Annotated in this window: 18 protein-coding genes; all 18 read right to left on the bottom strand. The window is 69.7% G+C overall.

Going from position 1 to position 18,846, the window contains the following annotated elements; genetic code table 11:
• Positions 1–86: 86 nt before the first annotated feature.
• The 18 genes from lnt to SJY11_RS03045 all read right to left on the bottom strand — a co-directional run bounded on the left by lnt (position 87) and on the right by SJY11_RS03045 (position 18,814).
• Positions 87–1,682, bottom strand: a complete 1,596-nt coding sequence (lnt, locus tag SJY11_RS03130; RefSeq protein ID WP_376984996.1) for an apolipoprotein N-acyltransferase — start codon at positions 1,680–1,682, stop codon at positions 87–89.
• Positions 1,682–2,662 carry a hemolysin family protein gene (locus SJY11_RS03125; RefSeq protein ID WP_376984995.1) on the bottom strand — a complete coding sequence of 327 codons (981 nt, stop codon included), beginning with the start codon at positions 2,660–2,662 and terminating at the stop codon, positions 1,682–1,684. The genes lnt and SJY11_RS03125 overlap by 1 nt, the downstream gene beginning before the upstream one ends.
• On the bottom strand, positions 2,659–3,270 hold the full coding sequence (gene ybeY, locus SJY11_RS03120) for an rRNA maturation RNase YbeY (protein ID WP_376984994.1): 612 nt from the start codon (positions 3,268–3,270) through the stop codon (positions 2,659–2,661). Before ybeY ends, SJY11_RS03125 begins: the two co-directional genes overlap by 4 nt.
• Positions 3,267–4,364 (bottom strand): PhoH family protein, encoded by a 1,098-nt coding sequence (locus SJY11_RS03115; RefSeq protein WP_376984993.1) that lies wholly within the window; start codon positions 4,362–4,364, stop codon positions 3,267–3,269. The genes ybeY and SJY11_RS03115 overlap by 4 nt, the downstream gene beginning before the upstream one ends.
• A 222-nt stretch (positions 4,365–4,586) precedes the next feature.
• Positions 4,587–5,972, bottom strand: coding sequence for a tRNA (N6-isopentenyl adenosine(37)-C2)-methylthiotransferase MiaB (gene miaB, locus SJY11_RS03110; RefSeq protein ID WP_376984992.1), 1,386 nt, complete (start codon positions 5,970–5,972; stop codon positions 4,587–4,589).
• Between the two features lie 112 nt (positions 5,973–6,084).
• The gene (locus tag SJY11_RS03105; RefSeq protein ID WP_376984990.1) at positions 6,085–6,897 is read right to left on the bottom strand and encodes a lysophospholipid acyltransferase family protein; all 813 of its coding nucleotides are present in this window, start codon (positions 6,895–6,897) and stop codon (positions 6,085–6,087) included.
• Between the two features lie 16 nt (positions 6,898–6,913).
• The gene (locus tag SJY11_RS03100) at positions 6,914–7,264 is read right to left on the bottom strand and encodes a GNAT family N-acetyltransferase (protein WP_376984989.1); all 351 of its coding nucleotides are present in this window, start codon (positions 7,262–7,264) and stop codon (positions 6,914–6,916) included.
• 229 nt (positions 7,265–7,493) lie between these two features.
• A complete protein-coding gene (gene tsaB / locus SJY11_RS03095) occupies positions 7,494–8,177 on the bottom strand; it encodes a tRNA (adenosine(37)-N6)-threonylcarbamoyltransferase complex dimerization subunit type 1 TsaB (RefSeq protein WP_376984988.1) in 684 nt (227 codons plus the stop codon).
• Positions 8,178–8,345: 168 nt separating this feature from the next.
• Positions 8,346–8,906, bottom strand: a complete 561-nt coding sequence (locus tag SJY11_RS03090) for a NifU family protein (protein ID WP_376984987.1) — start codon at positions 8,904–8,906, stop codon at positions 8,346–8,348.
• Positions 8,907–9,015: 109 nt separating this feature from the next.
• Positions 9,016–9,510, bottom strand: coding sequence for a universal stress protein (locus SJY11_RS03085; protein WP_326912507.1), 495 nt, complete (start codon positions 9,508–9,510; stop codon positions 9,016–9,018).
• Between the two features lie 91 nt (positions 9,511–9,601).
• Positions 9,602–10,663: a tryptophan--tRNA ligase gene (gene trpS / locus SJY11_RS03080; protein ID WP_376984986.1), complete on the bottom strand. Its 1,062-nt coding sequence runs from the start codon at positions 10,661–10,663 to the stop codon at positions 9,602–9,604.
• Between the two features lie 89 nt (positions 10,664–10,752).
• Complete coding sequence (gene murJ / locus SJY11_RS03075; protein ID WP_376984985.1) at positions 10,753–12,324, bottom strand: murein biosynthesis integral membrane protein MurJ; 1,572 nt, start codon at positions 12,322–12,324, stop codon at positions 10,753–10,755.
• A gap of 25 nt (positions 12,325–12,349) precedes the next feature.
• The gene (gene hslU / locus SJY11_RS03070; RefSeq protein ID WP_326912502.1) at positions 12,350–13,660 is read right to left on the bottom strand and encodes an ATP-dependent protease ATPase subunit HslU; all 1,311 of its coding nucleotides are present in this window, start codon (positions 13,658–13,660) and stop codon (positions 12,350–12,352) included.
• Positions 13,661–13,710: 50 nt separating this feature from the next.
• Positions 13,711–14,799 (bottom strand): DUF2339 domain-containing protein, encoded by a 1,089-nt coding sequence (locus tag SJY11_RS03065; RefSeq protein WP_376984984.1) that lies wholly within the window; start codon positions 14,797–14,799, stop codon positions 13,711–13,713.
• The gene (gene hslV, locus SJY11_RS03060) at positions 14,796–15,365 is read right to left on the bottom strand and encodes an ATP-dependent protease subunit HslV (protein WP_376984983.1); all 570 of its coding nucleotides are present in this window, start codon (positions 15,363–15,365) and stop codon (positions 14,796–14,798) included. Before hslV ends, SJY11_RS03065 begins: the two co-directional genes overlap by 4 nt.
• A gap of 135 nt (positions 15,366–15,500) precedes the next feature.
• On the bottom strand, positions 15,501–16,712 hold the full coding sequence (gene hemA, locus SJY11_RS03055) for a 5-aminolevulinate synthase (protein WP_376984981.1): 1,212 nt from the start codon (positions 16,710–16,712) through the stop codon (positions 15,501–15,503).
• 86 nt (positions 16,713–16,798) lie between these two features.
• The gene (locus SJY11_RS03050; RefSeq protein ID WP_376984980.1) at positions 16,799–18,058 is read right to left on the bottom strand and encodes an allantoate amidohydrolase; all 1,260 of its coding nucleotides are present in this window, start codon (positions 18,056–18,058) and stop codon (positions 16,799–16,801) included.
• A 9-nt stretch (positions 18,059–18,067) separates the two neighbouring features.
• A complete protein-coding gene (locus tag SJY11_RS03045) occupies positions 18,068–18,814 on the bottom strand; it encodes an SDR family NAD(P)-dependent oxidoreductase (RefSeq protein ID WP_376984979.1) in 747 nt (248 codons plus the stop codon).
• Positions 18,815–18,846: the final 32 nt, after the last annotated feature.

Below are 18,846 nucleotides of genomic sequence, written 5' to 3'. Positions count from 1 at the left end.
ATGATCGGGTGAGCCGGCACAGTCAATTGGTTGGAGGCGGCGAAGGCAGGGACCTTACCCGGTCGGTTTACAAGTTCCAAATGGGATTAGTGACGGCGCCGTCCGCGGGACAGAAGCAAGAATCCTGCGAGCATTGCGGCATAGATGAGGTCGCCGAACCGGCTGTAGGGCGTGGCGGGACCGGCCCGCGGCAGGCCCGTGTCCAGGACGCCTTCGCTACCGAGAGGCAGGCTGCCGAGAACCCGGCCATAGCCGTCCGTCACGGCGGAAATGCCGGTATTGGCGACCCGCACCAGGGGCAGCCCCTCCTCGATCGCGCGCAGTCTCGCCTGGGCGAAATGCTGGTAGGGGCCGCTCGTCCGGCCGAACCAGCCGTCATTGGTCAGGTTGAGCATGAAGCCGGCCCGGGGACCCTGCGGCGCGACCTCGGCCGGGAACACGACCTCGTAGCAGATCAGCGGTGCGGCCGGAGGCAGCCCGCGGATCGCCAGCGGCAGCCGCCGCGTGCCCGCGGCGAAGCCACCGGGCACGGAGACGAATTCCGACAGCCCGACGCCCCGGATCAGCCGTTCCAGCACCGCCGGCAGATACTCCCCGAAGGGCACGAGATGCACCTTGTCATAGCTCGAGACGATCGCGCCCTCGTCGTCGACGACCTGGATCGCGTTGAAGATCGGCGGGCGGCTCTCGCCGGGCAGCACCTCGCCGGCGCGGGCCGCGCCGGTGATCAGCGTCGTGCCGGGCGGCAGCAGCGTCGCGATGCGCGACAGCGCCTGGGGCGTGCGCCCGAGCAGGAAGGGAAAGGCCGATTCCGGCCAGATCAGATGCGTCACCGCCTGGACGCCGGGCGTCGCCGGGCTGGTCGCCCGGTCGCTCAGCGCGAGGTAATGGTTGAGGATGGCCTCGCCGTTTCGGGCGTTGAACTTGGCGTCCTGGGGCAGGTTCGGCTGCATCAGGCGCAGCTTGACGCCGGCGACGAGCGGTGCGGGCCCGGCCGGCACGCGCCACAGGCCGAAGCCGACCAGCCCGGCGAGAGCGACGACCGCCATGACGGGCGCCTGCCAGCGTGCCCATGGGCGCTCGGCGGTGCCCAGCGTTGCGGGCGCAGCCCCGATCGCGACGGCCAGCAGCGTCAATCCGTAGAGGCCGACCACCGAGGCGATCTGGGCGACCTGTGGCTGCCCGGCCAGCATCATGCCGTAGACGTTCCAGGGGAAGCCGGTCAGAACATGGCCACGCAGCCATTCGCTGAGCGACAGCATGATGGCGAGCATCAGGATCCGGCCGGTGCCGCCGGGCCAGAGCAGGCGCGCGCAGCCGAAGGCCAGCGCCGGGAAGACGGCGAGCAGCGCCGGCAGTGCCACCACGCCGAGCGGCATCGCCCAGGCGAATTTGTCGGCTTCGACGAGAAAGGCGGCACCCAGCCACCACAGCCCGGCCAGGAAGAAGCCGAAGCCCCACCACCACCCGGCCGCAGCGGCCGCGCGGAACCGGGAGGCCGCGCCGGGGCCCACGGCGCCGTCGATCAGCCAGACCGCGACCGTCATCGGCACGACGATCAGGGGCCAGAGGTCGAGCGGAGGCAGCGCGAGCGCGCCGCTCGCCCCGGCTGCGAGCGCGATCACGCGCCGGCGCCATCCCCAGGCGAGAATGGCGCCGTCGGCCAGGCTGGCCAAGCCCATCAACCCGTTTCCGCCGCTCTGTCGCCGTCTTCGCCAGAGCTTCGCTGGACGATGCTCAGCCGCTTGACCCGGCGCTGATCGGCCTCGAGAATTTCGAAGCTGAGCCCGCCCGGACCCTCGACGATCTCGCCTTGGGCGGGAACATGACCGGCCAGCGTGACGATCAGTCCGCCCAGCGTGTCGACGTCTTCCGCCACCGGATCATCCGACAGATCGATCCCGGTCGCGTCCCGCAGCTCGTCGAGGGTGGCGCGCGCATCGGCGGTGAAGCGGCCTTCGCCGTCGGGCGCAATCGTCGGCGCCTCCTCGAGGTCATGCTCGTCCTCGATGTCGCCGACGACGATCTCGATCAGGTCCTCGATGGTGACGAGCCCGTCCGTGCCGCCATATTCGTCGATCACCAGCGCGATATGGGTCCGCGTCGCCTGCATGCGGACCAGGAGATCCACCGCCGGCATGGAGGGCGGCACATAGAGCACGGGCCGCATGATCTTCGTATCGGCCAGCGTCCGCGTCAGATCGACCGCCGCGAGATCGTGGAATGCGGGCTCCGACAGGCCCGCAGTCGGCTCCGCCTTGGCCTGGCCGGCGATGAATTCGAGGAAGTCGCGGATATGGACCATGCCGCGGGGGTCGTCGAGGGAATCGTCGAAGACCGGCAGGCGCGAATGGCCCGCCGTGCGGAACCGGGCCAGGACCTCGTCCAGCGTGGCGTCCGCCGGCACGGCGATGATGTCGGCGCGGGGGATCATCACGTCGCCCACGCGCCGCTCCCGCAGGCTCAGCACGTTCGAGAGCATGGCGCGCTCCTGCGCGCTGAGATCGGCGAGCTGGCCGCTGCCCTGGGCCAGGGCGTCGGTGATCTCCTCGCGGATCGTCCCGCCGCCACGCAGGCCGAGCCTGTCCAGGAAATGGCTGAGCCAATGGGAGAGGCCGCGTCCGGCGGCTTCGGGATGGGTCTGTCGACTGTCGTCGCTCATGATCGGTGGGGTCGGTCCGGGGTTGAAACGGGCGCGGGCGAGGCTGTGGCCTCGGGGGCGCCGATGAGGTCGCCGTCGGCATAGGGGTCGGCGATGCCGAGCCGCGCCAGGGCCGCCACTTCGAGCGCCTCCATGCGCTGCGCCTCGGCGTCGGTCTCGTGATCCTCGCCGAGCAGATGCAGCAGGCCGTGGATCACCAGATGGCTGAAATGGTCGGCGAGGGCCTTGCCCTCGGCCTCGGCTTCGGAGGCGACGGTCTCGAAGGCGATGACGATGTCGCCCAGGACGGGGCTGGCCGCGATCTTGTCCGCCGACGCGGCCGGGAAGGAGAGCACGTTCGTCGCCTTGTCGAAGCCGCGCCAGTCGCGGTTGACGATGCGGATGCGGCGGTCATCGGTGAGCAGCAGGCTGAGGTCGGCGCCCGCCATCGGCTGGACCGGCGCGACCGCCAGCGCAGCCTCGATCGCTTGCGCGACGCGGGCCTTCAGGGCCGGCAGATCGCCGAGCGCGCGCCATTGCCGTGATTGCGCCCTCAGGGCGATCACCGGGCTGGCGGGCGATGTCGCGGGTCGCGGCGCCGAACGCCGCCCGCGAGGTCGGTCGTTCATCGCGGGCGCTCCCGCGAGAGCGTGCGCTTCAGGCCTTCGGTCTCGCTCTCGATCGGCGCCTCGGGCAGGGGCGCGCGCATCCGCTCCTCGCGTTCCTCGCGCTCGCGCCGGGCCGCGCTCTCATAGGCCATGACGATGCGGCGCACGAGATCGTGGCGGACGACGTCGCCTTCCTCGAACTTCGCATAGCCGACGCCCTCGACACCCGAGAGCAGCTTCACCGCCTCGATCAGCCCCGAGCGCTGTCCCGGAGGCAGGTCGATCTGCGAGGGGTCGCCGGTGATGATCATCCGCGAGCCCTCGCCGAGGCGGGTCAGGAACATCTTCATCTGCACCGAAGTCGCGTTCTGCGCCTCGTCGAGCAGCACGACCGCATTGGTCAGCGTGCGTCCGCGCATGAAGGCGAGCGGCGCGATCTCGATCATGCCGGTCTGCAGGGCCCGCTCGACATGGCGCGCCTCCATGAAGTCGTTCAGCGCGTCGTAGATCGGCCGCAGATAGGGGTCGACCTTCTCGCGCATGTCGCCGGGCAGGAAGCCGAGCCGCTCGCCGGCTTCCACCGCCGGCCGCGACAGCACCATCCGCTCGACCACGCCCTGCTCGATCAGCGAGACCGCGTGCCCGACGGCGAGCCAGGTCTTGCCGGTGCCGGCCGGGCCTTCTGCAAGCACGAGTTCGTTGCGCTTGAGCTGCCGCAGATAGGCGTCCTGCGCCGCGTTGCGCGCCCGGACGGGGCCGCGCTTGCGCGTGACGATGGCGTCGAACGACGCCTTGCCGGTGTCGGCCGCCGGAAACAGCGAGCGCTGGATGTTGCTTTCCTCGATGGCGCCGTCGACCTCGCCCAGCGTCACCGAGGCTCCCGCTTTCGCCCGCGTGTAGAGCGTCTTCAGCACGCGCCCGGCCTGTTCGGCCGTCTCGCGCGGGCCCTTGATCGTCGCATGGTTGCCATTGGGGCTGATGACGACGCCCAGCCGGCGCTCGAGATGCGCCAGGTTCTGGTCGTAATGTCCGAAGACGAGGCTCGCCAGCCGGTTGTCGTCGAAGGACAGCAGCACCTCGGTCGTCGGCAGACCGTCCCGCGTCAGACTGTCCATGCGCGTCGGCGCCAGCTCGCGCCGCGGGCTCCGTTCCGGTCTCGTCGAGTCAGCCTGTGCCAAAAGCGTCGTCTCCCTGGCGCCTGTTCCGGCCGGACAGGAGCGTGAGGCCGGGTCGTTGAGCGGATGAATCGTCCCTATCAGCCGACGCGACGTTGGCAGTCTGATGACAGGGGATCGCCGTGACGGCCGGCGCTGCGGGACAGGGGTGCTGATGGGCCGTCACGCGGCCATGTCCTTCGACGGGCGCGGCAGCCCAGGCGACGCCGGCTCCCCGGCCTTGCGGCCGAAGAGCGAGTTGGAGCCCGCCCGCTCGATCACCACCTGCACCCGGTCGCCGATCTGATTCGTCTCCGTCTCGATCTGGACAGCCTGAAGGTAGGGCGACTTTCCCGCAAGCTGGCCGGGGTGACGTCCCGCCCGCTCCAGCAGGATTTCGACCGTGCGGCCCACCATCGCGTGGTTGAAGGCCTGGCGGTGATGTTCGATCCGTGCCTGCAGCCGGTACAGCCGCTCGTCCATCAGCGCGGCCGGCACCTGCTCGCCGAGATCGGCGGCCGGCGTGCCCGGACGGGGCGAATATTTGAAGGAGTAGCTCGACGCGAAGCCGATCTCGTCGACGAGCGCGATCGTCGCCTCGAAATCGGTGTCCGTTTCCCCCGGGAAGCCGACGATGAAGTCGGAGGAGAGGGCGATGTCGGGCCGCGCCTCGCGGATCCGGGCGACCAGCCGTCGGTAGTCATCGGCCGTATGCCTGCGGTTCATCGCCGCCAGGATGCGGTCGGAGCCGGCCTGCACCGGCAGATGCAGGAACGGCATCACCTGCGGCAGGTCCCGGTGCGCAGCGATGAGGTCGTCGTCCATGTCGCGGGGATGGCTCGTCGTGTAGCGGATCCGGGCGATTCCCGGCACCTCCGCGACGCGATGCATCAGTCGCGCCAGCCCCCAGACACGCCCGTCGGGACCCTCGCCGTGATAGGCGTTGACGTTCTGGCCGATCAGCGTGACGTCCTGCACGCCCGAGGCCGCCAGCCGCTCGATCTCGGCCATGACCTGCGCGACCGGCCGCGAGAATTCCGCGCCGCGGGTATAGGGCACGACGCAGAAGGCGCAGAACTTGTCGCAGCCTTCCTGCACCGTGACGAAGGCCGAGATGCCGCGACGGCGGATCGCCTGGGGCCGCGGGGCCGGCAGATGGCCGAACTTGTCGTCGATCGGCAGGTCGGTGTCGACGACGCGCTTCGCGCGCGCCTGCTCGAGCAGGTCGGGCAGGCGGTGATAGGCCTGCGGCCCGACGACGAGATCGACCGCCGGCTGGCGCCGCTGGATCTCGGCCCCCTCGGCCTGGGCGACGCAGCCGGCCACGACGATGCGCGTGTCCTGGCCCTGCGCGGTCTGCGCATTCTTGAGGTCGCGCAGCTTGCCGAGCTCGGTATAGACCTTCTGCACCGCCCGGTCGCGGATATGGCAGGTGTTCAGCAGGATCAGGTCCGCGCCTTCCGGCGTCGCCGTTTCCTCGAAGCCCTGTTCGCCCAGGATGTCGGCCATGCGCTGGCCGTCATAGACGTTCATCTGGCAGCCGAAGGACTTGATATGGACTTTCTTCATCGCGCCGGGTCTGGTCTCCAAACCGTTTCCTTACTCCGGATCGGGCCGCGAGGAAACGGGCTCCCGCCCGATCCTTGCCATCGCGTGAGGACCCGGCCCGGCAAGGGGCCGCTCACGGCACGGAGCGGCCGCTGACGGTCTCCTGTCGCGCCTTGCGGATCGCGGCCTCCGCGCGCCGCGTCGCCTCCTTGCGGGAGGTCTCGCGGCCCATGGCGATCGGCGCGCCCCAGACCAGCTCGACATCGATCGCACCGGCGCGCAGCACCGTCTTCAGATGCGGCGCGAGTTCGGTGTCGCCGTACCAGGCGAGCGTCGCACGCTCGGCCCGCCCGCCCGCCATGCCATGGAAACCCGTATAGCTGATCGTCAGCGGGTAGACGGCGATGTCCGCCGCAGCTTCGGTCTCGCTTTTGCCGAGCGCCTCATGCGCCGCCCCCAGCAAGGAGGAGCGCATCGGCAGGATGCGCGTTCCGTCGCCCGTCGTCCCTTCCGCGAACAGCACCACGGCCTCCCCGGCCGAGAGCCGTTCGCCCATTTGCGCCGCGACATCGGCCGTGGCCGCCCGGCGCGAGCGGTCGATGAAGACGGTGCGCTGCAGCTTCGCCAGGAAACCGATCACCGGCCAGGCCGCGACTTCGCTCTTGGCCACGAAGCAGACCGGCCGCTCGGCTCCGAGCACGGCGATGTCGAGCCAGGAGACGTGGTTGGCGACGATCAGCCCGCTGCTGCCGGCCGGTGGCGGCGTGCCCCGCACGCGCCGCCTCACTCCGAGGCAGCGGCAGGTGAGACGGTGGAACAGCCGCGGGATCGCGGCCCCGCGCGACGGCGCGACGCGCATCACCAGCATCTGCACCGGCATCAGGGCGACCATGCCCATGGCCAGCGCCGAGAGACGCAGGACCGCGCCGGGAGCGAACCCTCTCATGCGAGCACCGTTACGCTCACGCCAGGTCGAGCCGCATGGCGATCGCGGCCGCGCGGCTGCCGTCGGATTTCGGATAGTAACCCTTGCGGCGCCCGACCTCGCGGAAGCCGAGATGGCGATAGAGCCGCTCGGCGGCGACATTGCCCTCCTCGACCTCGAGGAAGACCTGGATCACGCCGCGGCCCGCGAGCCGAGACAGATGCGCGCCGAGGAGACTGGCGCCGAGCCGGTGGCCGCGCTGGGCCGGCGCCACCACGATCGAGAGGATCTCGGCCTCGTCGGCGGCCTGGCGCGACATCACGAAACCGGCCGGCCGCGCCGCCGCGCCCGTGAACACGCCATCCGCAACGACATTTCCGTCGGCCATCAGCGCTGCGCATTCCCCGGGTTCCCAGCCGCGCGCGAAGCCGCCCTGACCGTGCAGGGCGGCAACATCCCGGGCGTGGCGCGCATCGAGGCGCTCCGTCCGTACCGGGCATGCCTGAGGGTGGAGAAGTCGCCGCAGCCAGTCCATGCCGCTTGATGGCACAGTCAGGGCGTGTGGCAAGCCCTGTCGGGCAAGCATGGCCGTTGCGCCACGCCTTCGGTGGCGGCCCTCAGCGTCGCGGCAGGCGGGCGCGGTCCTGCGGCGTCGTCTCGGGGGCTTTGAGATAGAGCGGCCGCGGCGGCGCCGTCTCGGGGTCGGCGATCAGTCCAAGGCGCGCGACCCAGGTCACGTCGGGAGCGCGGGCATCGTCGAGCACCAGCGCGTCGAGCCCGATCGCCCAGGCCTCGTTGGCGACGGCCAGTGCGGCTGACCCGACGAGGCTGACCGGCCCGGCGCCGATGGCGCGGGCGGCGTCGCGATAGCTGACCTGGCGCAGCGCGACGATGGGCCGGCCCTCCGAGCTCAGCGCCTGGAACCAGACCTGCCCATGCTTGGCGTCGAGCGCCGCGGCGATCACGCGGCCGGTCTCGCGGCCGACCAGCGGCGCGGCGCAGGCGGCCAGCGTGGTCACGCCGACGGCGGGGATCTTTGCCGCGAGCGCGATGGCCCGTGCCGCGCTGACGCCGACCCGCAAGCCGGTATAGCTGCCGGGTCCCACCGTCACGGCGACGCGGTCGAGCGAGGAAAAGCCGCCCTCAACCGCGTCCATCACGCGCTCGATCAGCGGCATCAGAGCCTCGGCATGGCCGCGCTCCATCGCGACCTGCTCGATCGCGAGCGGCTGGGCCGAGCCAGCCTCCAGAACGCAGGCCGAACAGGCGCCGAGCGCGGTGTCGATCGCGAGAATGCGCATCAGCTTTGGCTTCGCCTGTCCGGTGTTTTCGAAGAAGGGACCGTCATCCTGGACAAGCGGCGAAGCCGCGTAGTCCGGGATCCATCATCGGGCGAGCGGGTGCCCTATGGTGGATCCTGGGACTTCGCATCGCGAAGCCCAGGATGACGGGCAGGGTCTAACAGATGTTCAAATCGCCTCGACCTCGCGCACATCCGGCAGGAAGTGGCGCAGCAGGTTCTGGATGCCGTGCTTCAGCGTCGCGGTCGAGGAGGGGCAGCCCGAGCAGGAGCCCTTCATCGCGAGATAGACCGTGCCGTCCTTGAAGCCGCGGAAGGTGATGTCGCCGCCGTCGCCCGCGACCGCCGGCCGGATGCGCGTCTCCAGCAGATCCTTGATCGTCTCGACCGTCTGAGCGTCCTCGGGCGCGAAGAACTCGCCCTCCTCGATCACGTCCGCCTGGGAGCCGCTCGCCAGCACCGGGGCGCCCGACATGAAATGCTCCATGATCGCGCCGAGGATCGCAGGCTTCAGATGCGGCCACTCGCCGCCGGCCTTGGTCACGGTGATGAAATCGGCGCCGAGGAAGACGCCGGACACGCCGGACACGCCGAAAAGACGCTGCGCCAGGGGCGAGCGCTCGGCCTGTTCCGCATCGCGCAGCTCGAGCGTGCCGTCTGGCATGACGGTGCGGCCGGGAAGGAATTTCAGGGTCGCCGGGTTCGGCGTGGCTTCGGTCTGGATGAACATGCTGGAGTCTCCGGTCCCGGACGGGTCAAGGCCGCCGTTCCATGGGGCAGATATAGGCGCCCGACGCGAATCATTCCAGCGTGATCCGACGCGGTGGCGCCGGGCGCCGTCACGCCAGGGCGTCGATTTCCTCGTCTTCAAGGTGGCCGGGCACGATCGCGACGGGGATCGGGAAGCTCGCGGCCGACTTGCCCGCCAGCGCGCTGACCAGTGGCCCCGGCCCGTCGCGCCCCGCGCCCGCGGCCAGCACGAGCAGCGAGATGTCCTCGTCCGCCTCGATCAGCTTGACGACCTCGTCCGCCTTGTCGCCTGTGCGCACGACGCGCTCGGGCTCGAGCCCGGCGAAGGTGCGCACCGCCTCGACCGCACCATCGATCAGCTTCTCCGCCTCGGCCTCGGCCTCCGCCTGCATCACGGCCCCGACGCCGAGCCAGGTTTCATGCTCGGGCGGTTTGACGACGCCCAGAAGCACCATGGCGGCGCCGGTTCGGGCGCAGCGCCGCGCCGCGAAGCGGATCGCCTTGGCGCATTCGGCGCTGTCGTCGACCACCGCGAGGAATTTCGGCCGATGGCCCGTCTCGTAGGACCGCCGTCGCTTCACCATTGAATGTGCCCTGCCGCCGCTCCGGGAGCGGCCATGGTGGCCTGCGCCGCAACGTCAGCGCAAGCCCGTGCCGTTGTCTCCTTCGCGGGGCTCAGCCGTGCCGCACGAAGCCGACGATGTCCTTGACATCGCGCATGATCGGCGCGGCGATCGCCTCGGCCCGCTGCGCCCCCTCGCCGAGGATGCCGTCGATATGGCTGACATCGGCGAGCAGGCGCCGCATCTCGCCGGCGATCGGCGAGAGCTTTGCCACGGCGAGGTCGACCAGCGCGGACTTGAAGCCGGAGAACTGCCCGCCGCCGAACTGGGCGAGGACCTGCGCCTTGGTCTCGCCGTTCAGCCCGGCATAGATGCCGACGAGATTCTCGGCCTCGGGGCGTCCCTCCAGACCCTTCTCCTCAGACGGCAACGCGTCGGGGTCGGTCTTGGCCTTGCGGATCTTCTGGGCGATCGTCTCGGCATCATCCGTCAGATTGATCCGTGAATTGTCCGAGGCGTCGGATTTCGACATCTTCTTGGTGCCGTCGCGCAGGCTCATCACGCGGGGCGCCGGGCCCTGGATCATCGGCTCGGGCTGCGGGAAGAAGCCGAGATCGCCGGTACCGAGCCCGCGTACCGCGATCTGGGCGCCGAAATCGTTGTTGAACTTCTGCGCGATGTCCCGGGCGAGCTCGAGATGCTGCTTCTGGTCCTCGCCGACCGGCACATGCGTCGCCTTGTAGAGCAGGATATCGGCGGCCATGAGCACGGGGTAATCATAAAGGCCGACCGAGGCGTTCTCGCGATCCTTGCCGGCCTTTTCCTTGAACTGCGTCATCCGGTTCAGCCAGCCGAGCCGGGCGACCGTGTTGAAGATCCAGGCCAGTTCCGCATGCTGCGGCACCTGGCTCTGATTGAAGATGATGCTGCGCTGAGGGTCCACGCCGGCCGCGACATAGGCCGCCGTGACCTCGCGGGTGGCGCGCGTCAGTTCGGCCGGACCGCCCCAGACGTCGAGGCCCTGCGTGATCGCGTGCATGTCGACGACGCAGTAGATGCACTCATGCGTCTCCTGCATCGCGACCCAGTTGGTCAGCGCGCCCAGATAATTGCCGAGATGCAAAGTCGCGGTCGGCTGCATGCCGGAAAAGACGCGCTGGTGAAAGGTCGCCATCGGGGCGCTCCCGCAAATAGGGGTCGTCTGGAGTGCCGCGTTCTGGCCGAAGCCTGCGCGGGGCGCAAGGGCAAGCCTGGCCGCAGGCGTCAGAGCGGCTTGCCGAGGCGGCCGAGTTCGCGCAGCCGGAAGGCTCCGAGAGCCCGTCCCGCCGCGGCATAGACGAGGCCGCCACCGCAGCACAGGGCGCCCAGCGCGGCCGCGCGCCGCAGCAGCGTCGACTGGGTCGACAGGCTTTCGGTCAGCCAGGGCGTCAGCGCGGCGAGCGCCGCCGCCATGGCGAGGCTCGCCGCGACCACGGCGAGGATCGGCCAGAGCAACGGGAGGCGCGGCCGCCACAGCTGGTCGCGCGCGAGAAAACCCCCGAGCACGCAGGCCTGCGTGACGAAGGCGAGGCTCGCCGCCGCCGCGGCATTGGTCGCGGGGCTGGGCAGGGCGCCGACCTGGCCAGCCAGGATCGCGACGCCGAGCGCCGCCAGCCCGGCATAGAGCGGCAGCCGCGGCGTCTGGCGGGCGAAATAAACCTGGGCGAAGACCTTGGCGATGACGGCGAAGGGCAGACCGGCTGCGAAAGCCTGCATCGCATCGGCCGTCCGGATTCGGTCGATCTCGGTGAAGCGACCGCGCTCGAACAGGACGGAAATGATCGGGTCGGCGAGCCAGGCGAGCGCGATCGCAGCCGGAATGGCGAGGGCCAGGCCCAGAACCAGTGCTCGGTCGATCATGTCGCGGCGCCCGGCCTCGTCGCCGCTGGTCTCGCGGACCGCGATGGCGGGCAGCAGCACCACGCCCATCGCCACCGCGACGAAACCGAGCGGCAGCTGGAAGACCCGATCAGCATAGTAAAGCCAGGACACCGCGCCGGGCTGCACCGAGGCGATCTGCGTAGAGACCAGCAGCACGAGCTGGGAGGTCGAGGCCGCCAGCAGCGCCGGGCCGCCGAGCCGCAGCAGCCGCGTCATCGCCGGCGACCAGCGCAGGCGGGGCCGCACCAGCGGCATGTCGCCATGCCACAGGGCGACGGCGACCATCAGCAGGTGCAGCGCACCGCCGAGGCTGACCGCAGCCGCAATCAGCGCGGCCCCTTGCGCCGAGGGCATGCCGGTCGTCAGCGCGACGATCAGGGCGGCGATCAGCACGAGGTTGAGCAAGGAGGGCGCCAGCGCGGCGACGAGAAAGCGGCCCTCCGAATTCAGCACCGCGGCGAGCAGCGAAGCGAGTGTCGTGAAGGCGACGAAGGGCAGCGCGATCCGGGTATAGGCCGTCGCCATCGCCAGGGTCTGGGGCGCGTCGTGGAATCCGCCTGCGATGGCGAGAACGAGCCAGGGCGCGAGCAGCAGGCCGAGTCCCGTGGCGGCACCGACGCCGAGGGCCAGCCAGGCGAAGGCCTCGCCGACGAAGCGCCGCGCGGCCTGCGCACCCTCCACGGACCGCAGATCGAGATAGACCGGCACGAAGGGCGCGTTCAGCCCACCTTCGCCCAGCACGCGGCGCATCAGATTGGGCAGGCGGAAGGCGACGAGGAAGGCGTCCGCCACCGGCCCGGCGCCCAGCATCCGCGCGATCAGCATGTCGCGGGCGAAGCCGAGGAGGCGCGACAAAACCGTCGCCAGCCCGACGACGAGCGAGTTGCGGGCGAGCTTCGCGGGTTCCGCCGGCATCGCCGCCCTTCCCTTCAACGGCCGGCTACAGGATGAACCGGCTCAGATCGGCGTTCTTCGCGAGATCGCCGATGCGCGACTGCACATAAGCGGCGTCGATCGTCACCGTCTCGCCCGAGCGGTCGGGCGCGGTGAAGGAGACGTCGTCGAGAATGCGCTCGATCACGGTCTGCAGCCGGCGCGCGCCGATGTTCTCGACGGTGGAATTCACATCCACCGCGATGCGCGCGATCGCATCGATCGCGTCGGGCGTGAAATCGACGGTGACCTCTTCCGTCGCCATCAGCGCCACCGTCTGCTTGATCAGGCTGGCCTCGGTCTCGGTCAGGATGCGCCGGAAATCGTCGACGTCCAGCGGCGACAGCTCGACGCGGATCGGCAGGCGCCCCTGCAGCTCCGGCAGCAGGTCGGAGGGGCGCGAGACATGGAAGGCACCCGAGGCGATGAACAGGATGTGGTCGCTCTTCACCGCGCCATGCTTGGTCGCCACCGTCGTGCCCTCGATCAGCGGCAGCAGGTCGCGCTGCACGCCCTCGCGCGAGACGTCGGCCCCGCTTTTGCCCTCGCGCGCGCAGATCTTGTCGATCTCGTCGAGGAAGACGATGCCGTTGTTCTCGACCTCGCGGATCGCGGCCTGCACGATCGCCTCCTGGTCGATCAGCTTGTCGCTCTCTTCCGTCAGCAGCGGCCCATAGGCGTCCTTCACCAGGATGCGTCGCGGCTTGCCCTTCTGGCCGAAGGCCTTGCCGAACATGTCCGAGAGATTGATCGCGCCGATCGAGGCGCCGGGCATGCCGGGAACTTCGAACATCGGCGCCGACGCGCCGCTGCCCGCCGCGATCTCGACCTCGATCTCCTTGTCGTCGAGTTCGTTGGCGCGCAGCTTCCGGCGAAAGGACTCGCGGGTGGCGAGGCTGGAATTGACTCCGACCAGTGCATCGAGCACGCGCTCTTCGGCCGCGACATGCGCCTTGGCCTGCACGTCCTTGCGCCGCGTGTCCCGCACCAGCGCGATCGCGATCTCGACGAGGTCGCGCACGATCGATTCGACGTCGCGGCCGACATAGCCCACCTCGGTGAACTTGGTCGCCTCGACCTTGAGGAAGGGCGCGTTGGCGAGCTTGGCGAGGCGGCGCGCGATCTCGGTCTTGCCGCAGCCGGTCGGCCCGATCATCAGGATGTTCTTAGGGCTGACCTCCTCGCGCAGCGGCCCTTCGAGCTGCTGGCGCCGCCAGCGGTTGCGCAGCGCGATCGCGACAGCACGCTTGGCGTCGTTCTGGCCGACGATGAAGCGGTCGAGCTCGGAGACGATCTCGCGGGGGGAGAAGGAGGTCATGATGTCCGCTTGTCCTGAAGCGTGTGGGGAGCCGGCCGGTATCGTGGCGCTCATGCCGGTGTCGCGTCGATCGGAGGCAGTCTCTCGCGCCAGCGCCCGAGCGGCAGCGCCGGCACCAGCAGCCGGCGCAGCATCCGCCAGCCTGCGGAGAGGGCCAGAACGAGCACGGCCAGTCCTAGCAGAGCCAGCGGGAGACTGAGATCGCCCGAGACGCTCTGCGAGATCAGATAGGCCACCGCGATGCCGGCATAGCTCAGCGCCGAGACGAGCAGGGCGCGCCGGTCGATCACCAGCGCGATGATGCCGAGCACGACGAAGATGCCGAGCACGACGAGCGAGGTCCCGGTGGTGAAGCTGCCGGCGGCACCGACCATGCCCCGGAAGACCGGATGCACGATCAGCCCCGCCGCCAGCAGATGCAGCCAGAAGGCGGCGTCCGAACGCCGGGTCAGGCGGCGCGGATCGCGCATGTCCAGCCGCAGCGCAAGCGCGAAGACGGACAGGCCGCAAAGGGCCAGGATCGGGTTGAGATAATCCTGCGCCAGGGCCGGCGCGAGCGCCGACACCAGCGCCAGAACCGCGCCGATGGCCCCGCCCGCCATGAGGGCCATGGTGATCGGCACGCGGAAACGCCAGTGATGCAGCAGGGCTGCGCCGGAGAACGCGAGGGCGGCAAGCACCCAGCCGCCATAGAGGATCGAAGGCAGGCCGCGATCGGCCGCCAGCTGCGCGACCAGCAAAGAGGCCGAGGCGCAAAACATCGTCGCCAGCAGGATCGACGGCAGCGCCAGCCGCATCCGCCGCGCGAAGACCTCGCTCAGCCCCCAGGCCGCGATCAGCGCGACGGCGGAAAAGGCATCCCCGAAACCGACGACGCGCGACAGGCCGAGCAGCGCGCCGGCCAGGAGCCCGACGCCGATCGCCACGAAGACGTCGTTGAATCCGCCGATCAGCCGGAAGCGCTCGTCGTCGGGGTCGATGGCGCGGCCGGCCTCGGCAGTGACGCTGTCGCCCAGGCGCGGCGGGTTTGCCGTCTTGGCGTCAATCCGCAACCGCGCCAGATGCGTGATCCGCACGGCCTGCGCCTGGTCGATGATGCCCTCCGCGACGGCGGCCTGGAGATCCTCCTCGACGATCATGGCGTGTCCAGTGTCTCGATGACGAGGGAATGGTTCGTGTAGACGCAGATGTCTCCTGCGATCTTCATGGCCTTGCGCACGATCGCCTCGGCATCGGTCTCGACGTCGATCAGCGCGCGCGCCGCCGCGAGTGCGTAGTTGCCGCCGGAGCCGATCGCCATCACCGAGCCATGCTCGCCTGATTCCGGCTCCAGCACGTCTCCCGTGCCCGAGATCAGGAGGGACACTTCCTTGTCGGCGACGAGCAGCATCGCCTCGAGCCGGCGCAGATAGCGGTCGGTGCGCCAGTCCTTGGCGAGCTCGACGCAGGCCCGCAGAAGCTGTGTCGGATACTGCTCCAGCTTGGTTTCCAGCCGCTCGAACAGCGTGAAGGCGTCTGCGGTGGCGCCGGCGAAGCCTGCGATCACCGCGCCCTTGGCGAGGCGGCGCACCTTGCGGGCATTGCCCTTCATGATGGTCTGGCCGAGCGAGACCTGGCCATCGCCGCCGATCACGACCCGCCCGCTCTTGCGCACCATCAGGATGGTCGTCGCGTGCATCAGGGGTGGGCTGCTGGTGTCGGACATCGGGCTGGGGCCTCGGCATTTGGCGCGGCGTGAGTCGCCAACATGTTCAGCCCTGCGCGCCGTATCAAGGGGCGCAGCGTGCCGGACGCGCGGCCGGGGCCTCGCGGATACGGCGATTCACGTGAAACGCGCCTGTCAGGCCGCCCGCTTCAGCCCCACCCGTCCCCAGATCGCGCTCAGCCCCGCCACCAGATGGTCGATGTCGGCGTCGGAATGCAGCGGCGAGGGCGTGATCCGCAGCCGCTCGGTGCCGCGCGGCACGGTCGGGTAGTTGATCGGCTGGACATAGATGTCGAAGCGGTCGAGCAATTCGTCGCTCACGGCCTTGCAGAGAACCGGGTCGCCGACCATCACCGGCACGATATGGCTGGGGTTGGGCAGGTGCGGGATGCCTGCCGTGTCCAGGCAACGGCGCAATGTGGCGACGCGATCCTGATGCCGCTCGCGCTCGATCGTGCTGGTCTTGAGATGGCGGATCGCGGCGAGCGCGCCTGCCGCCACCGGCGGCGGCAGCGAACTGGAGAAGATGAAGCCGGAGGCGAAGCTGCGGACATAGTCGCACAAGGCCGCTGAGCCCGCGATATAGCCGCCCATAACGCCGAAGGCCTTGGCGAGCGTGCCCTCGATCACGTCGAGCCGGTGGCTGAGGCCGTCGCGCTCGCAGACGCCGCCGCCGCGCGGACCGTAGAGGCCGACCGCATGGACCTCGTCGATATAGGTCATCGCGCCGAATTCCGCGGCGATGTCGCAGAAGGTTTCGATCGGCGCGATGTCGCCATCCATCGAATAGACCGATTCGAAGGCGATCAGCTTGGGCCGGGCGGGATCGAGCGCGGCGAGCTTGCGTCTGAGATCGTCGGGGTCGTTATGAGCGAAGATCTGCCGCTCTGCCCGCGAATGCCGGATGCCCTCGATCATCGAGGCGTGGTTGAGCGCATCCGTCAGCACGACGCAGCCGGGGATGCGCGAGGCGAGCGTGCCGAGCGAGGCCCAGTTCGACATGTAGCCCGAGTTGAACAGCAGCGCGGCTTCCTTGCCGTGCAGATCGGCCAGCTCCTGCTCCAGCAGCACGTGGTAATGGTTGGTGCCGCCGATGTTGCGGGTGCCGCCAGCCCCGGCGCCACAGGAATCGAGCGCTCCGTGCATCGCCGCCAGCACGGCCGGGTGCTGGCCCATGCCGAGATAGTCGTTGGAGCACCAGACAGTAATCGCGCGGGGACCGCCTTCGCCATGATAGGTCGCTAGCGGGAACTGGCCCGCCTTGCGCTCGAGATCGGCGAAGACGCGATAGCGGCCTTCGCGGCGCAGACCGTCCAGCTCCGTGCGGAAAAATGTCTCGTAGTCCATCGCCAGACTCCTGCGGCCTGCGCCTTTTAGGCCTCGTGCCGACCGCGGCAAATGGCACGCGGTGTCGCGCCCGGCCTTGATCGGGATCAGCCGGCGCGACGCGCCAGTTCGACCACGGCCTCGAGCAGAGCCCGGATCGCGATGCCGGCATCGGCCTCCGTCATGGCCTCCAGCGGGGAATGGCTGATGCCCTTCTCGTTGCGCACGAACAGCATGGCGGCGGGACAGAGCGCCGCCATCGCCATCGCGTCATGGGCCGCGCCCGAGGGCAGGTGCCGCGCCGCGGCATTGCCGCCCGCCCGCGCGACGCCTGCGGCCAGCGCTTCCTGGAGATCGGAGTCCATCGGCACGGCCGGCGCATTTGTATAGACGTCGATGTCGATCCCGACGCCGCGCCGAGAGGCGATCTCACCGAAACCACTGCGGATCGCGGCCTCCATGTTCCCCAGCACCGCGTTGGACGGGCTGCGAAAATCGACCGTGAACTCGACCCTGCCGGGTACGACATTGGCTGCGCCCGGGCTGACCTGGAAGACTCCGACCGTGCCGACGGCCTGCTCATGGGCGGCGGCGATCGTCTCCAGCGCCAGTGCCATCTCGGCGCTCGCGGTCAGCGCGTCCTTGCGCAGGTTCATCGGGACGGTGCCGGCATGGCCCGCCTCGCCGGTCACGCGGATGCGCGCGCGCCGTTGCGCGTTGATCGCGGTGACGATGCCGACGGCCTCGTTCTCGACCTCGAGCACCGGCCCCTGTTCGATATGCAGTTCGAGATAGGCCTTGACCGAGCCGCGCCTGCGCGCGAGCGCAGCGATGCCGCCGGGGTCGCCGCCAAACTCCCGGAGCGCATCGGACAGTCGCACGCCGTCCGCGTCGCGCGTCTCCAGCCAGGCCGGATCGTAACCGCCTGCCAGCGCGGCGGAGGTTGAGAGATGTGTCGGAAAACGGACATTCTCCTCGTCGCCGAAGGCGACGACTTCGAGCGCGAAGGGCAGGGACATGCCGGCGTCGCGCAGGGCCTGAGCCACGAGGATTCCGGCAACGACTCCGAGACTGCCGTCGAAGCGCCCGCCATCCTTCACCGTGTCGATATGGGAGCCGATCATGACGGAAGGCTCGCCCGGCACCGGCCCCTCGCGCCGGCCCTGAACGGAGCCCGCCGCGTCGATAAAGGCGGTCAGCCCCGCGACCTCCATCGCGCCCTTCGTCCACTCCGCCGCCTGCCGATGGGCGGGCGAGAGATAGAGCCGCGTCAGCTTGCCGGGTTCGTCGGTGAAGCGGTTGAGGCCTTCGAGCGCGGCGAAGGCACGCGCGCCCAGCACCGCGGCGGAGGGAAGCGAGGCAGCCATCGATCGATCCTAGTAGGTCGCCCGGCCGCCCGACAGGTCGAAGACGCCGCCGGTGGTGAAGCTGTTCTCGGCCGAGGCGAGGAAAGCCACCATCGAGGCGACCTCCTCGGGCAGCAGGAAGCGCCCGCGCGGGATCTTGGCGAGCATGTAGCCGATATGCTCCTCCGTCATCTGGTCGAAGATGCGGGTGCGCGCGGCGGCGGGCGTGATGCAGTTGACCGCGATGTCCTGCGTCGCCAGCTCCTTGCCGAGCGACTTGGTCAGCGCGATCACCGCCGCCTTCGAGGCCGAATAGGCCGAGGCGTTGGGGTTGCCCTCCTTGCCGGCGATCGAGGCGACCAGCACGAGCCGCCCGTAATTGCGCTTGATCATGCCCGGGATCACCGCCTGGCAGCAATGCAGCGTGCCGTCGACATTGAGCTTCATCACCCGCGCCCATTCGTCGAGCGGATACTCCCAGGTCTTCAGATTGGCGCCTGCGATGCCGGCACTGGTGACGAGGATGTCGACGCTGCCCTGCCGGGCCTCCAGCGCGTCGGCCGCGGCCTTCACGGCCTGCGCATCGGTGACGTCGATTCCAAGCCCGGTCGCCGTCCCGCCGATCTCGGCCGCCGTCCTGGCTGCGAGGTCGCCGTCGAGATCCCAGATCGCGACATGGGCACCGCTGGCGGCGAACCGCTCCGCGACGGCGCGGCCGATGCCCTGCGCCCCTCCGGTGACGATGGCGGTTCTTCCCTGCAGATCGATCTGGTTCATTGTCGGCCCCTGACTCGTTGGAGGCGCACCCT

The sequence above is a fragment of the Allobosea sp. R86505 genome (assembly GCF_042466375.1).
In the GTDB taxonomy this organism is placed as follows: Bacteria; Pseudomonadota; Alphaproteobacteria; order Rhizobiales; family Beijerinckiaceae; genus Allobosea.
This window is presented reverse-complemented; position numbering and strand designations above follow the sequence as displayed.